General features: G+C 70.6%; 12 protein-coding genes. 7 read left to right on the forward strand and 5 right to left on the reverse strand.

Translation table 11 applies throughout. The features are described from left to right. The first annotated feature begins 1 nt into the window (after position 1). On the forward strand, positions 2–1852 hold the full coding sequence (locus Dac01nite_RS07595; RefSeq protein WP_203655373.1) for an ABC-F family ATP-binding cassette domain-containing protein: 1851 nt from the start codon (positions 2–4) through the stop codon (positions 1850–1852). A gap of 7 nt (positions 1853–1859) precedes the next feature. Here Dac01nite_RS07595 and Dac01nite_RS07600 read toward each other — a convergent pair whose 3' ends face one another. Together Dac01nite_RS07600 and Dac01nite_RS07605 are read right to left on the reverse strand one after the other, a co-directional pair. Then, a complete protein-coding gene (locus Dac01nite_RS07600) occupies positions 1860–2693 on the reverse strand; it encodes a helix-turn-helix transcriptional regulator (RefSeq protein ID WP_203655375.1) in 834 nt (277 codons plus the stop codon). Between the two features lie 19 nt (positions 2694–2712). Then, entirely contained in the window at positions 2713–3543 is an 831-nt protein-coding gene (locus Dac01nite_RS07605; protein WP_239066577.1) for an SDR family NAD(P)-dependent oxidoreductase, read from the reverse strand. A gap of 74 nt (positions 3544–3617) precedes the next feature. Between Dac01nite_RS07605 and Dac01nite_RS07610 the strand changes: the two genes are divergently transcribed. The 3 genes from Dac01nite_RS07610 to Dac01nite_RS07620 all read left to right on the forward strand — a co-directional run bounded on the left by Dac01nite_RS07610 (position 3618) and on the right by Dac01nite_RS07620 (position 7316). Continuing rightward, the gene (locus tag Dac01nite_RS07610; RefSeq protein ID WP_203655378.1) at positions 3618–4091 is read left to right on the forward strand and encodes a hypothetical protein; all 474 of its coding nucleotides are present in this window, start codon (positions 3618–3620) and stop codon (positions 4089–4091) included. Positions 4092–4156: 65 nt separating this feature from the next. Beyond that, the gene (locus tag Dac01nite_RS07615; protein ID WP_203655379.1) at positions 4157–6613 is read left to right on the forward strand and encodes a phosphoketolase family protein; all 2457 of its coding nucleotides are present in this window, start codon (positions 4157–4159) and stop codon (positions 6611–6613) included. 37 nt (positions 6614–6650) lie between these two features. Next, the gene (locus tag Dac01nite_RS07620) at positions 6651–7316 is read left to right on the forward strand and encodes an esterase/lipase family protein (protein WP_203655384.1); all 666 of its coding nucleotides are present in this window, start codon (positions 6651–6653) and stop codon (positions 7314–7316) included. On the opposite strand, the gene Dac01nite_RS07625 is transcribed toward Dac01nite_RS07620, so the two are convergent. Next, a complete protein-coding gene (locus tag Dac01nite_RS07625) occupies positions 7269–7889 on the reverse strand; it encodes a helix-turn-helix domain-containing protein (protein ID WP_239066578.1) in 621 nt (206 codons plus the stop codon). The genes Dac01nite_RS07620 and Dac01nite_RS07625 overlap by 48 nt on opposite strands. A 67-nt stretch (positions 7890–7956) precedes the next feature. On the opposite strand from Dac01nite_RS07625, the gene Dac01nite_RS07630 reads away from it, so the two are divergent. Next, entirely contained in the window at positions 7957–9510 is a 1554-nt protein-coding gene (locus Dac01nite_RS07630) for a bifunctional NAD(P)/FAD-dependent oxidoreductase/class I SAM-dependent methyltransferase (RefSeq protein WP_203655401.1), read from the forward strand. Between the two features lie 10 nt (positions 9511–9520). On the opposite strand, the gene map is transcribed toward Dac01nite_RS07630, so the two are convergent. Together map and Dac01nite_RS07640 are read right to left on the reverse strand one after the other, a co-directional pair. Next, a complete protein-coding gene (gene map, locus Dac01nite_RS07635) occupies positions 9521–10291 on the reverse strand; it encodes a type I methionyl aminopeptidase (RefSeq protein WP_203655409.1) in 771 nt (256 codons plus the stop codon). Positions 10292–10301: 10 nt separating this feature from the next. Beyond that, positions 10302–11426 (reverse strand): GuaB3 family IMP dehydrogenase-related protein, encoded by a 1125-nt coding sequence (locus Dac01nite_RS07640; RefSeq protein WP_203655411.1) that lies wholly within the window; start codon positions 11424–11426, stop codon positions 10302–10304. A 95-nt stretch (positions 11427–11521) separates the two neighbouring features. Here Dac01nite_RS07640 and Dac01nite_RS07645 point away from each other — a divergent pair, with 95 nt between their 5' ends. Both Dac01nite_RS07645 and Dac01nite_RS07650 read left to right on the forward strand, forming a co-directional pair. Continuing rightward, positions 11522–12229 (forward strand): exonuclease domain-containing protein, encoded by a 708-nt coding sequence (locus Dac01nite_RS07645; protein ID WP_203655413.1) that lies wholly within the window; start codon positions 11522–11524, stop codon positions 12227–12229. A 62-nt stretch (positions 12230–12291) separates the two neighbouring features. Next, positions 12292–13560: a Glu/Leu/Phe/Val family dehydrogenase gene (locus tag Dac01nite_RS07650; RefSeq protein WP_203655415.1), complete on the forward strand. Its 1269-nt coding sequence runs from the start codon at positions 12292–12294 to the stop codon at positions 13558–13560. Positions 13561–13583 lie beyond the last annotated feature (23 nt).

Raw genomic sequence — 13583 nt, forward strand, 5'->3', positions numbered from 1 at the left:
GGTGGCTCACCTTCTTGGCGCTCAGGCGCTTCACGTCGACTTCGGCACCGGCACGGTCCTCGATGAGGTGACCATCGGTGTGGAGGACGGCGACCGCATCGGCATCGTCGGCTCCAATGGCGCCGGAAAGTCGACGCTCATGAAGACCCTGGCGGGGCGCCTCGAGCCGCATGGCGGGGCCATCACCGTCACCCGCGGGACCCGTGTGGGAGTGCTCGACCAGTCCGATCACGTGGACGAGTCGCTCACGGTGCTGGAGGCGATCGTGGGCGGCAGCGCCGACACCCACGAGTGGGCCTCGGATCCGCGCATCCGCGACGTGATGTCCGGCCTCGTTCCTGACCTTCCCGCCGATGCCGTGGTCGGCACGCTGTCCGGCGGCCAGCAGCGGCGGGTCGCGCTCGCGCACGTGCTCGTCGACGATCACGACGTGGTTTTCCTGGACGAGCCCACGAACCACCTCGACGTCGAGGGTGTCGCGTGGCTCGCGGAGCACCTCAACCGGCGCTGGGCCCGCGGGCGCGGGGCGCTCGCCGTCGTGACGCACGACCGCTGGTTCCTCGACGCCGTCACGCAGCGCACGTGGGAGGTGCACGACGGCACCATCGACGTCTACGAGGGCGGATACGCCGCATATGTGCTGCAGCGCGTGGAGCGCGACCGCATCGCCGCCGCCACGGAGTCCAAGCGGCAGAACCTCATGCGCAAGGAGCTCGCGTGGCTCCAGCGCGGCGCGCCCGCGAGGACGTCCAAGCCCAAGTTCCGCATCGACGCCGCCAACGCTCTGATCGCGGACGTGCCGCCGGTGCGCGACAAGGTCCAGCTGTCGCGCATGGCCGCCGCACGGCTGGGCAAGGACGTCGTGGAGCTGATCCGCTGCTCGGTTCGCTACCCCACTGCGGACGGCGGCGAGCGAGAGGTGCTGCGCGAGATCGACTGGAACATCGGCCCCGGAGAGCGCACGGGAATCCTGGGGGAGAACGGCGCAGGCAAGTCCACGCTCCTCAAGCTCATCACCGGCGACCTCGAGCCCACCTCCGGCCGCGTGAAGACGGGTATGACGGTGCGGGTCGCGACGCTGTCGCAGCGTCTGGCCGAGCTGGACGAGCACGCTGAGGAGCGGGTGTCCGGCGTCGTCAAGCGCTTCAAGTCCGTCGAGCTGTCCGACGGCCAGGAGATGTCGCCCACCCAGCTCCTGGAGCGGCTGGGCTTCACCTCGATCCAGCTCAAGACCCAGGTCAAGAAGCTCTCCGGAGGCCAGCGGCGCCGCCTCCAGCTGCTGCTGGTGCTGCTGAGCGAGCCCAACGTGCTGGTGCTCGACGAGCCCACCAACGACCTCGACACTGATGTGCTCGCGGCCATGGAGGACCTGCTGGACTCGTGGCCGGGCACGCTGATCGTGGTGAGTCACGACCGCTACCTCATGGAGCGTGTGACCGACCAGCAGTACGCCGTCGTGGACGGCGGACTCCGCCACCTGCCGGGCGGCATCGACGAGTATGTGCGTCTGTCGCGCGAGCGCCGCGCGGGAACCGGCGGCGTGGGCACGTTCGGCAGCGGGGCCGTCGACAGCGCGTCCGGTGGCACCGCCGACCTCGCGCCTGCGCCGACGGGCGCGACGGACCTCTCAGGCGCGGAGCGCCGCTCACTGGAGAAGGAGATCGCCTCCGTGGAGAGGCGCCTGCAGCGGCTCATGCGGGAGAGCGAGGCCATCCACGCGGACATGGCCACCCATGATCAGGGAGACTTCGAGGGCCTGGCACGCCTGACAGCACAGTTGCGCGAGCACGACGCTGAGACCGCCGAGCTCGAGGAGAGGTGGCTGGAGCTGGGCGACCGCCTGGGCGTGTGAGGGCAGGTCACCCCACCTGCTGACGGCCCAGGACGTTGAGGAACGCGAGCTTCTCCGCGTCCTCGGAGCCCGGCGTCGCCGTGAACACCAGCAGGTTCTGCATCTGGGCGGGGTCGTGCAGGTGCTGGCAGTGGACCTCGATGACGCCCAGCTCAGGATGCACCAGTCGCTTCTCGTCGTGGTGGCGCCCCACCTCGTGAGCGGCCCAGACGCGCGCGAACTCCACGCTGGCGTCCTGCAGCGCGTCGACCACGTCGCTCACGCGCGGCTCGTCGGGCACGCGAGACGCGGCCTCGCGCAGGTCCGAGGTGAACACCCGGGCGTGATGGTCCTGGTCCTCGCGCGGGTAGCGAGCGCGAGAGGCCTCGTGCATGAAGAACCGATACGTCGCGTTGCGGTACAGGCCCGTGAAGTGCGTCTGATCGCCCAGCAGGGCCACGGCGGACGGCGTCTGCACCATCGTCTCGCCCAGCACGTTCATCACCTGTGCGGGGGTGTCCTCGAGCCGGTCGAGCACCCGCATCAGGCCGGGCGAGATGTGCTCCCACCGCACCGACCGCGACGGCGTGCCATGGCCGCTGATCCGGAACAGGTGGTCGCGCTCGTCGAGCGACAGTCGCAGGGCCCGCGACAGCGCCGCGAGCATCTGCTCGGACGGCTGTGGGCCCCGCGACTGCTCGAGGCGGGAGTAGTAGTCGACGGACATCTGCGCGAGCGCCGCCACCTCCTCGCGACGCAGGCCCGTGGCCCGACGGCGGGGCCCGCGCGGCATCCCCACGTCCTCGGGCGACAGCGCCTCGCGCCGAGTGCGCAGGAAGTCGGCGAGCTGCGCGCGGTCCATGCTCGTCATCCTTCCACGCCTACAGGAAGATCCCGCCGGACGCCTCGATGCGCTGTCCGGTGACCCAACCGGTGGCTCCCGTCAGCAGCGTCGCGATGAGCGGGCCGATGTCCTCGGGCTCTCCCACGCGGCCCAAGGCGGTCTGGGCCGCGAGGAACTGACGCTGCTGCTCGTTGTCCCTGTTGCGGCCACCCCCGAAATCGGTGGCGACGGGACCCGGAGCGACGGAGTTCACGCGGATGCCGCGCGGACCCAGCTCCTTGGCCCAGTACCAGGTGAGGTGGTCGACGCCTGCCTTGAGAGCGCCGTATGCCGCCTGGCCTGGCACCGCGAAGCGGGCGAGGCCGCTGGAGAGGTTGATGATGGCTCCGCCATCCACGAGCATCGGCTCGAGCGCCTGCGTGAGGAGGTAGGGCCCGCGAAAGTGCACCGCGTAGAGGTGATCGATGGTGTCGGCGTCCGTCTGACCCATGGGCGTGACGGTGCCGTGGCCCGCGTTGTTGACGAGGTGATCGAGGCGATCGCGGCCACAGCTCTCCCGCAGCGCGTGTGGCAGCGCCTCGGCGAACGCAGCGATCGCGTCCGGATCGCTGACGTCGAGCTCGAGGGCGAGCGCCGCCGCGCCGTGCTCGCGCGCGACGGCGACCACAGCATCGGCTTCCTTCAGACCCGTGCGGTAGGTGATCACCACATCGACTCCCTGCGACGCGAGCGCGAGCGCGGTCGCGCGCCCCAGACCGCGGCTGCCGCCCGTGATGAGGGCAAGTGGACGAGTGGACATGAGCGTCTCCCTTCGGTGGTGGACCTCCAGGTTCGGGGCTCCGCCGTCGCGGATGAAGGCAGCGCTCATCCAGGGATCCTCGATCCCCCCCTCGCACTCGGGCGCCGTTGCGGACCGCGCGCAATCCCGCAAGAGTGTGGACCATGACCTACCTGTCGCGCGCCGCCGTCGCCTCCGCCGCCGACATCGGGTTCCGCCCGGTGATGAACCGTTGGGGCAAGGTCCGCGCGGTCACGCGGCAGGACGCCGCTGCGATCGGTGCCGCTGAGGATGCGCGCGCGCTCGTGACGCTGCGCGCCGGCATCACCGAGCGGGCGAGCGGCGGCGTCGCGGGCGCCGCGGTGGCGCTGGGGGTGGTCGCCTCGCTGGCTGTGGTGGGACTCGCGCTGTGGCCGCCGGCGGAGACCATCTGGGGCTGGCTGGTGGCGCTCGTGCTGCTGATCCTGGGAGGGACGGTGGTGCTGCTGATGTCCTTCGACGCCGAGCCCCGCTCGGACGCCTGGTGCTACCTGCTCGACCGGCGGATCCGGCAGCTCGACGGGCCCCCGCGCGCCGGGGCCACCGGCCCCGCCACGAGCCTGCTGTCTCGCCTCACGGGGAGAGCGCCTAGGACCTAAGCCCGCGCGCATCGGTCGCGAGGGTGAAATGCTGACGATGTTCGCTTCACGACTTGGAGGTCAGCATGACGGGAACCGCCTGGAGGACACGCACCACCGACGCCGCCACGCCGGAGGAGATCGAGGCGATCGACCGCTGGTGGAGGGCCTCCAACTATCTGAGCGTGGGGCAGATCTACCTGCTCGACAACCCGCTGCTGCGCCAGCCGCTGCATCGAGACCACGTGAAGCCGCGCCTCGTGGGCCACTGGGGGACCACGCCAGGCCTGAACTTCCTCTACGGGCACCTCAATCGCATGATCAGGGCTCGCCAGCAGGAGGCGATGTACATCATCGGCCCCGGCCACGGCGGTCCGGGGCTGGTGGCCGCGAGCTACCTCGAGGGCACCTACACCGAGACCTACCCCGACATCTCGTACGACGAGCGCGGGGTGCAGCGCCTGTTCAAGCAGTTCTCCTTCCCTGGAGGCATCCCGTCTCACGTGGCGCCGGAGACTCCTGGCTCCATCCACGAGGGCGGGGAGCTGGGCTACGCCCTCTCCCACGCCTACGGAGCGGCCTTCGACAACCCCGGGCTGCTGGTGCCGGCGATCGTGGGCGACGGCGAGGCGGAGACGGGCGCGCTGGCCACGAGCTGGCACTCGAACAAGTTCATCAACCCTGCCACCGATGGCGTGGTGCTGCCCATCCTGCACCTCAACGGCTACAAGATCGCCAACCCCACCGTGCTGGCGCGCATCAGCGACCACGAGCTGGACTCGCTGATGCGGGGGTACGGCCACAAGCCCCACGTGTTCGTGGCCGGCTTCGACGACGAGTCCCACCATGAGATCCACGCCCGCTTCGCGGCGCTGCTGGACGACGTCATGGACGAGATCGCCGCGATCAAGGCGCAGGCCGCCGAGGACCCCGACATGGACCGGCCCCAGTGGCCGATGATCGTCTTCCGCACTCCCAAGGGCTGGACGTGCCCCGCGCAGATCGATGGCAGCCAGACCGAAGGCTCCTGGCGCGCGCACCAGGTGCCGCTGTCCAACGCTCGCGACACCGACGAGCATCTGCGCACCCTCGAGAGCTGGCTGCAGTCCTACGGCCCGGACGAGCTGTTCGACGAGTCCGGTGCACCCACGCCGGAGGCGCGCGCGATCGCGCCGCAGGGCGACCTGCGCATGTCCGCCTCGCCGCACGCGAACGGAGGGCGCGTGCTGCGCGGGCTGCGCATGCCGGACTTCCGGGACTTCGCCGTCGACGTCCCCTCCCCCGGCGCCGGCCCCGAGCAGGCCACCAAGCAGCTGGGTCTGTTCCTGCGCGCGGTCATGGACGGCAACCGGGACAACTTCCGCATCTTCGCGCCGGACGAGCTGGCGTCGAACCGGCTCCAGGACGTGCTGGACGTCAGCGACAAGGTCTGGCAGGCGGAGCGCGAGGACGACGGCACCCACACCGGCGCCCAGGGGCGCGTGATCGAGATGCTCTCCGAGCATCAGTGCCAGGGCTGGCTCGAGGGCTACCTGCTCACCGGCCGCCACGGCCTGTTCACGTCGTACGAGGCGTTCATCCACATCATCGACTCGATGGTCAACCAGCATGCGAAGTGGCTGAAGGTCTCGCGGGAGCTCGCGTGGCGCCAGCCGGTGGCCTCGCTCAACTACCTGCTGTCCAGCCATGTGTGGCGCCAGGACCACAACGGCTTCTCTCACCAGGACCCCGGCTTCATCGACCACGTCGTCAACAAGAAGGCGGAGATCGTCCGCGTCTACCTGCCCCCGGACGCCAACACGCTGCTGTCCACCTACGACCACTGCCTGCGCTCACGCGACTACGTCAACGTCGTCATCGCCGGCAAGCAGCCGCAGGCGCAGTGGCTCACCATGGACCAGGCGATCGATCACTGCACACGAGGGGTGGGCATCTGGGAGTTCGCATCCACCGTGCCGCTGGGTGAGGAGCCGGACGTGGTGATGGCCGCCGCCGGAGACGTCCCCACCATCGAGATCCTCGCGGCGATCGACATCATCCGTCAGGAGCTGCCGGAGCTCAAGGTGCGCATGATCAACGTCGTGGACCTGATGAGGCTGCAGCCGGAGGAGGAGCACCCGCACGGGCTGTCCTCGCGAGCCTTCGACCAGCTCTTCACCACGGACAAGCCCATCATCTTCAACTACCACGGCTATCCGTGGCTGATCCACCGCCTGACCTACCGGCGCAACGGTCACAGCAACATTCACGTGCGCGGGTACAAGGAGGAGGGCACCACGACGACACCGTTCGACATGGCGATGCTGAACGACATCGATCGCTACTCGCTGGTCATGGACGTGATCGACCGGGTGCCATCGCTGGGGACGCGTGCCGCGTCGCTGCGCCAGGACCTGTCGGACCGGCGCCTCGCCGCGCGCCGGTATGCACGGGAGCACGGCGAGGACATCCCCGTGGTGGCGAACTGGGTGTGGCCCGATGCGGACGAGGACAGCCGGCGCGCCCTGCAGGGCGCCCAGTCCACGGGCGGCGACAACGAGTAGCGACCACGGCGGTCGAGCCGGGTCGGTCGGCCGCAGCGTGAAGGACGTCCTGCAGTCAGGAGCGTGGTGGGCCGCCGACTACGTCGACGCGCTCTGGTGGCAGGCGAAGGCACTCGCGATCCGCACCGATCCGGCATCCCTGCACGCGGGATCCCGCGCGCCCGTCGTGGTGCTGCCCGGGATCTACGAGACCTGGACGTTCATGCAGCCGGTGATCGACCGGCTCCATCGTCGGGGCCATCCCGTGCATGTGGTGGAGAGCCTGCGCCGCAGCCATCGCCCCGTCGAGGAGATGGCCGAGCGGGTCGAGGAGTACCTCGAGGCGGCGGACCTGCGCGACGTCATCGTGGTCGCCCACAGCAAGGGCGGCCTCGCGGGCAAGCGCGTGATGGCGGGAGAGTGCGGCGACCGCGTGCGGGGCATGCTCGCGATCGCCACGCCCTTCGGCGGATCGCGCTACGCACGCTTCATGTGGCTGCCTTCGCTGCGCGCCTTCTCCTCGCGCCACCCGTCGATCGCGGGCCTGGCCGAGCAGACGGAGGTGAACAGCAGGATCGTGTCCGTCTACGCGCGCTTCGACCCGCACATCCCGGAACGCAGCGAGCTTCCCGGCGCGACCAACATCATGCTCGACACCGGCGGCCACTTCCGCATCCTACGAAGGGCCGATGTCCTGGACGGGCTCACGCACCTCGCGGACTGACGTCCCCTCCGGATCGGGCGGGACCCCGGCGCCCCAGGTGTGGATGCGCTCTCCAGCCTCGCTGAACAGGCTCAGCACGGTTACCTCCGCACCGTCCGCGGATGTCATGGAGTGCGGCATACGAGTGTCGAACTCGGCGGCCTCTCCTGGCTCCAGCACCAGGTCCTGGTCGCCGAGCAGCAGCCGCAGTCTCCCTGACAGCACATAGAGCCACTCGTGTCCGTCGTGGACGCGCAGCTCGCCGCCGCGATGCTGCGGCGTGTACGTGATCCGGTAGGCGCGCATGCTCGAGGACTCTGGTGCAAGAGGCACCATCACCATGCCGTCCCGGCGCATCTCCGGGCGTCGCACGCGCGGGTCGCGGTCGGCCGGAGGCAGCAGATCGTCCACTCGGATGCCCAGCTGTCGCGTCAGCGGCACCACCAGCTCGAGCGTCGCCTGACGCTTGCCGGACTCCAGCCGCGACAGGGTGCTCGCAGAGATGCTGGCGCGGGACGCCAGATCATCGAGAGTCCACCCGCGCGCCTGCCGTGCCGCCCGCAGCCGCGGCCCCACCTGTGCCAGTTCGTTCACCCCAGCAGTCTTGCATATTCTGCAAGTCTGCTTGCGCTGGCGGCATCGACGTCCGCATGATCGCTCCATGACCGCACACATCTGGGACACCATCGTTATCGGCGGCGGAGCAGCGGGCCTGTCCGCGGCGCAGATGCTTGGCCGCTCACGCCGCCGCACGCTCGTGATCGACGCCGGACTTCCGCGCAACCGCTTCGCGTCACACATGCACGGCGTGCTGGGGCACGACGGCCTCGACCCCGCCGATCTGCTGGCTCGCGGACGCAGAGAGCTCGAGCGGTACGACGTCGAGATCCGGGAGGGATGGGTCGAGAGCGTCGATGACGACGGCGCGACCCTCGCCGTCCACACCGCAGGCACCGTCGAGAGTGCACGCGCGGTCGTGCTCGCCACGGGCATCACGGACCACCTGCCCGACATCCCGGGGCTCGCCGAGCGCTGGGGCGTCACCGTCGCCCACTGCCCCTACTGCCACGGCTGGGAGGTGCGCGATCAGCGCATCGGCGTGCTGGTCTCCGCCGCCGGCCAGGTGCATCTGGCACAGATGATGCGCCAGCTCAGCGCCCGCGTGACGGTGTTCGCTCAGTCGCGCGAGCTGGTCGCTGACGAGGAGCGCTCGCGCCTGGCCGCGCGCGGCGTCGAGGTTGTGGACTCGGCCGTGGTCTCCGTCCAGGGCGAGGGCACCGCGATCACCCACGTCGTCACCGCGAACGGCGCTCGTCACGAGCTCGACGCGATCTTCACCGGCGGCGTCCCTGAGCCGCACGACGGCGCCGTCGCGGCGCTGGGCCTCGGGCGCACCGACGGGCCGGGGACGAGCCTCATCGCCGTCGCACCGGACGGCGCGACGAGCCACCCACGCGTGTGGGCAGCGGGGAACGTCGTCAGCCCCATGGACAGCGTGCCCATGGCCGCGAGCGCCGGCGCGGTCGCGGGCGCGCGCATCAACGGGTTCCTGGTCGGGGAGGACGTCGACCTGGCGCTGCACGCCGGCGACGAGTGGCGTGACGTCGCTCCCACGGAGTTCTGGGAGCAGCGCTACGGCGCTTCGGTGCCCGCCTGGTCCGGCACCGTCAATGCCACCCTCGCCGATGCCGTGGCGGGCTTGGCGCCTGGCCGCTCGCTCGACCTGGGGTGCGGGGAAGGGGCGGATGCGATCCACCTGGCGCTGGCGGGCTGGGACGCCCACGGAGTCGACATCTCCACCAGGGCGATCGAGCGAGCACGGACGGCGGCCGCAGGCGCAGGCGCGCACGCCTCCTTCGAGGCAGCGGACCTCAGCGAGTGGGAGGCGGACGGCTCGTACGACCTCGTCACGGCATCGTTCTTCCACTCACCCGTGTCACTGGACCGGACGGCGATACTGCGGCGCGCATCGGCCGCCGTCGCGCCCGGCGGTCACCTGCTGATCATCACCCACGCGGCCGCGCCGCCGTGGGCAGACCCGGCTCACGTGCGCCACCACACGTTTCTTGACGCACGGGAGGAGGCCGATGCGCTGGCGCTCGATCCCCAGCAGTGGGAGGAGGGGCGGGTCGAGCTCGTGGAGCGCGACGCGACGGGTCCGGACGGCGAGCCCGGCCACCTCACCGACGGCGTGGTGCTCCTGCGCCGCCGCTAGCGAGTCCGGGTCACCGCGGCAGCGTCAGGACGTCCGCGCCGTCATCGGTGATGACGATGGTGTGCTCGGTGTGCGCGGTCAGGCACCCCGTCGCGCTGCGCAGGGTCCAGCCGTCCTGGTCCACCACCAGCTCGTCCGTGTCCGCCATGATCCAGGGCTCGAGCGCGAGCATCAGACCCGGGCGGAGCTTGTAGCCTCGGCCCGCGCGTCCGGAGTTGGGGATGTGGGGGTCCTGGTGCATGGTCGAGCCGATGCCGTGGCCGCCGAACTCGGTGTTGATGGGGTACCCCGCTGCCGTGAGCACCTCGCCGATCGCGTGGGACAGATCGCCGATGCGCGCGCCCGGGCCGGCCGCGGCGATGCCCGCTGCCAGAGCCCGGCGGGTCGTGTCGATCAACGCGTCGCTCTGAGGAGCCTCGGCCTCGCCCACCACGAAGCTGATCGCCGCATCGGCCGCGACGCCGTGCAGCAGCACGGCGAGGTCCAGCGTGAGCAGGTCGCCGTCCTGGAGGTCGTAGTCCGTGGGCAGCGCGTGCAGCACGGCGTCGTTGACCCCGGTGCAGATGTAGTGGCCGAAGGGCCCGCTGCCAAAGGACGGTGCGTAGTCGACGTAGCAGGACTCGGCGCCCGCCTCCGCGATCATCTGCTGGGTCCAGCGGTCGATGTCCAAGAGGTTGACGCCCGGCACCGCGCGCTCGCGCATGGTCTGCAGGATGGAGCCCACCAGGGCCCCGGTCTCCCGCCCGCGCGCGACCTCACCCGGGCTCATGATCTCGATCATGCGGGCGCCCCTACGCGGGGTGGTACGGAGAGACCACCACGTCGACGCGCTGGAACTCCTTGAGGTCCGAGTAGCCGGTGGTGGCCATCGAGCGGCGCAGCGCGCCCATGATGTTCGTGGTGCCGTCCGCGCGGTGGCCGGGGCCGTGGAGGATCTCCTGCAGCGTGCCGGCCTGGCCCACCTCGACGCGCTCACCGCGCGGCAGCTCGGCGTGATACGCCTCCTGGCCCCAGTGGAAGCCGCCTCCGGGAGCCTCGGTGGAACGCGCCAGCGCTGCGCCGATCATCACCGCATCGGCTCCGCACGCGAACGCCTTCACGAGGTCGCCCGCACGCCCCAGCCCGCCGTCCGCGATCACGTGCACGTAGCGACCGCCGGACTCATCCAGGTAGTCGCGGCGCGCGGCGGCCACGTCGGACACGGCGGTGGCCATGGGGGCGTGGATGCCCAGCGTGGTGCGGGTGCGCTGCGCTGAGCCGCCGCCGAATCCCACCAGCACTCCCGCCGCTCCGGTGCGCATGAGGTGCAGCGCCGCCTGATACGTGGAGGCGCCGCCCACGATCACGGGGACGTCGAGGTCGTAGATGAACTTCTTGAGGTTGAGCGGCTCGACCTCCTCGGACACGTGCTCGGCGCTCACCGTGGTGCCGCGGATCACGAACAGGTCCACGCCCGCCTTGAGCACCGTCGCGTAGTGCTCCTGCGTGCGCTGCGGGGACAGGGCTCCCGCGACGGGCACGCCCGCCGCACGGATCTCCTGGAGCCGCGCGGCGATGAGCTCGTCCTTGATGGGCTCGCGGTAGATCTCCTGCAGGCGCGCTGTCGCGTCCGCCGCGTCGAAGCCGGCGATCTGCTTCAGCAGCGGCTCCGGGTCCTCGTAGCGCGTCCACAGACCCTCGAGGTCGAGGACTCCCAGGCCGCCGGCCTTGCCGAGCGCGATCGCGGTCGCGGGACTCATCACGGAGTCCATGGGAGCCGCGATGACGGGGATCGAGAACTGGAACGCGTCGATCTGCCACGACAGGCTCACCTGCTCCGGGTCGCGCGTGCGCCGGGAGGGCACCACCGCCACGTCGTCGAAGGAGTACGCGCGGCGTCCGCGCTTGCCGCGCCCGATCTCGATCTCGTTGCTCACCGCAATAGCCTATCTGGACTCGCGGACGGCGCGTGGGGCCTCAGCGCGCGGCCCGTCGCGGGTGCGCTGTCGGTCCCGCGTGGGACAGTGGTCGCATGAGCTGGCTGGACGCGACCATGGTGGGCTTCGACACGGAGACCACGGGCATCTCGACCGCGCACGATCGCATCGTGACCGCGGCGATCATCACGCGCACGGGTGACGACGTCACCGCGCGCACGTGGCTCATCGATCCCGGGATCGAGATCCCGGCGCGCGCCACGGAGGTGCATGGGATCTCGACCGAGCAGGCGCGGGCCGAGGGCGCTCAGCCGGCCGTGGCACTCGAGGAGATCGCCTCGATACTCGCCGGCGCGATGGCGGCCGGCTTCCCTGTGGTCGCGTTCAACGCGCAGTTCGACGTGTCGATCCTCGAGGCGGAGCTCGCCCGCCATGGGCTGCCGTCGCTCGGATCGCGGGTGCCGAACGGCCAGGTCGCGCCCGTGGTGGACCCGCTGGTGCTCGATCGCAAGTTGGACCGCTGGCGCAAGGGCAAGCGCAAGCTGATCGACATGTGCGCGACCTACGGCGTCACCGTGGTCGCGGACGATCTTCACGCGGCGGACGCGGACGTGCTCGCCACGCTCGACGTGCTGAGAGCGATGGCGACGCGGTATCCCGCGATCGGTGAGTCCGCGCTGGCGGACCTGCACAGTCAGCAGGCCGATGCGCACCGTGAGTGGGCACTGGAGTTCGCCGCCTGGCTGCGCTCACGCGGTCGGACCGAGGACCTTCCACGACCGGAATGGCCGCTCGCCGTCTGATCCCGGTCGACCGCCGGCGGTGTGCCTAGAGTGGAACAGGAACCCTTGCGAAGGAGGTGGCGATGACGCCGCCCAACCAGGCTCCGGTCGCAGCCGGGCCACTGATCGACGCTCGCGCACAGCTGGCCGGCGCCGTCGAGCATCTGGGAGTGAGCGACGGCGTTCACCGCATGCTGTCCATCTCCCGCCGAGAGATGGCCGTCTCCGTGCCGCTGCGCCGTGACGACGGCAGCACCGCGGTCTACGAAGGCTTCCGCGTCCAGCACAACTTCTCCCGCGGGCCGGCCAAGGGCGGCCTGCGCTTCTCGACCGCGGTGGACCTGGACGAGGTCCGGGCGCTGGCGATGTGGATGACCTGGAAGTGCGCGCTCGTGGATGTGCCCTACGGCGGCGCGAAGGGCGGCGTGTCGATCGAGCCCCGCGACCACAGCCAGGCCGAGCTGGAGCGAGTGACACGTCGCTACACCTCCGAGATCCTCCCCATCATCGGCCCCGACGTGGACATCCCGGCGCCGGACATCGGCACGGACGAGCGCACCATGGCCTGGATCATGGACACCTACTCGGCTGCCGTGGGCCACACGGTCCCCGGCGTGGTCACCGGCAAGCCCATCAGCCTGGGCGGCTCGCTGGGACGTGCCAGCGCCACGAGCCGTGGCGTCGCGCACGTCGCTCTCATGGCGATGACGAGCCGAGGCATCGATCCCGTGGGGGCCACCGCCGCTGTGCAGGGCTTCGGGAAGGTAGGTCGCGATGCGGCTCGCTTCCTGTCGGAGGCGGGCGTGCGCGTGGTCGCCGTCAGCGACGTCGACGGCGCGATCTGGGCCGGGGACGGTCTCGGCATCACGCACCTGGGCGACCATGCGGACAGCGCAGGGACCGTGGCCGGATTCGACGGCGCGGAGTCGATCGACCCCGCGAGCGTCCTGACGCTTGACGTGGACGTGGCGGTCCCGGCGGCCGTCGAGGGCGTCATCACCGCGGCGAACGCGGACAGGATCCAGGCCCGCATCCTGGTCGAGGGAGCCAACGGCCCCACGACCAACGAGGCGGATGCGATCCTCGCGGACAAGGACATCCTCGTGGTGCCGGACATCCTCGCCAACGCGGGCGGAGTGATCGTCTCGTACTTCGAATGGGTGCAGTCCAACCAGGCGTATCAGTGGCGCGAGCGCGAGGTGCAGGAACGTCTCGAGGAGCGCATGGAGCGCGCGTGGCACGCCGTCGTCGACTACGCCGGAGCACATCGCATGTCCTACCGCGAGGCCGCCACCGCGCTCGCCGTTCAGCGTGTGATCGAGGCCCACGATCTGCGGGGCCTCTACCCCTGACGCGCTGATCTGCGGTCTCGACC

Origin of the sequence: Demequina activiva (genome assembly GCF_016862815.1) — a bacterium.
Lineage (GTDB): Bacteria > Actinomycetota > Actinomycetes > Actinomycetales > Demequinaceae > Demequina > Demequina activiva.

Coding starts and splice junctions, on each gene's coding strand:
- Dac01nite_RS07645 (WP_203655413.1), top strand. CDS start 11,522: ATGAGCTGGCTGGACGCGACCATGGTGGGCTTCGACACGGAGACCACG.
- Dac01nite_RS07615 (WP_203655379.1), top strand. CDS start 4,157: ATGACGGGAACCGCCTGGAGGACACGCACCACCGACGCCGCCACGCCG.
- Dac01nite_RS07600 (WP_203655375.1), bottom strand. CDS start 2,693: ATGGACCGCGCGCAGCTCGCCGACTTCCTGCGCACTCGGCGCGAGGCG.
- Dac01nite_RS07605 (WP_239066577.1), bottom strand. CDS start 3,543: ATGAGCGCTGCCTTCATCCGCGACGGCGGAGCCCCGAACCTGGAGGTC.
- Dac01nite_RS07650 (WP_203655415.1), top strand. CDS start 12,292: ATGACGCCGCCCAACCAGGCTCCGGTCGCAGCCGGGCCACTGATCGAC.
- map (WP_203655409.1), bottom strand. CDS start 10,291: ATGATCGAGATCATGAGCCCGGGTGAGGTCGCGCGCGGGCGGGAGACC.
- Dac01nite_RS07630 (WP_203655401.1), top strand. CDS start 7,957: ATGACCGCACACATCTGGGACACCATCGTTATCGGCGGCGGAGCAGCG.
- Dac01nite_RS07610 (WP_203655378.1), top strand. CDS start 3,618: ATGACCTACCTGTCGCGCGCCGCCGTCGCCTCCGCCGCCGACATCGGG.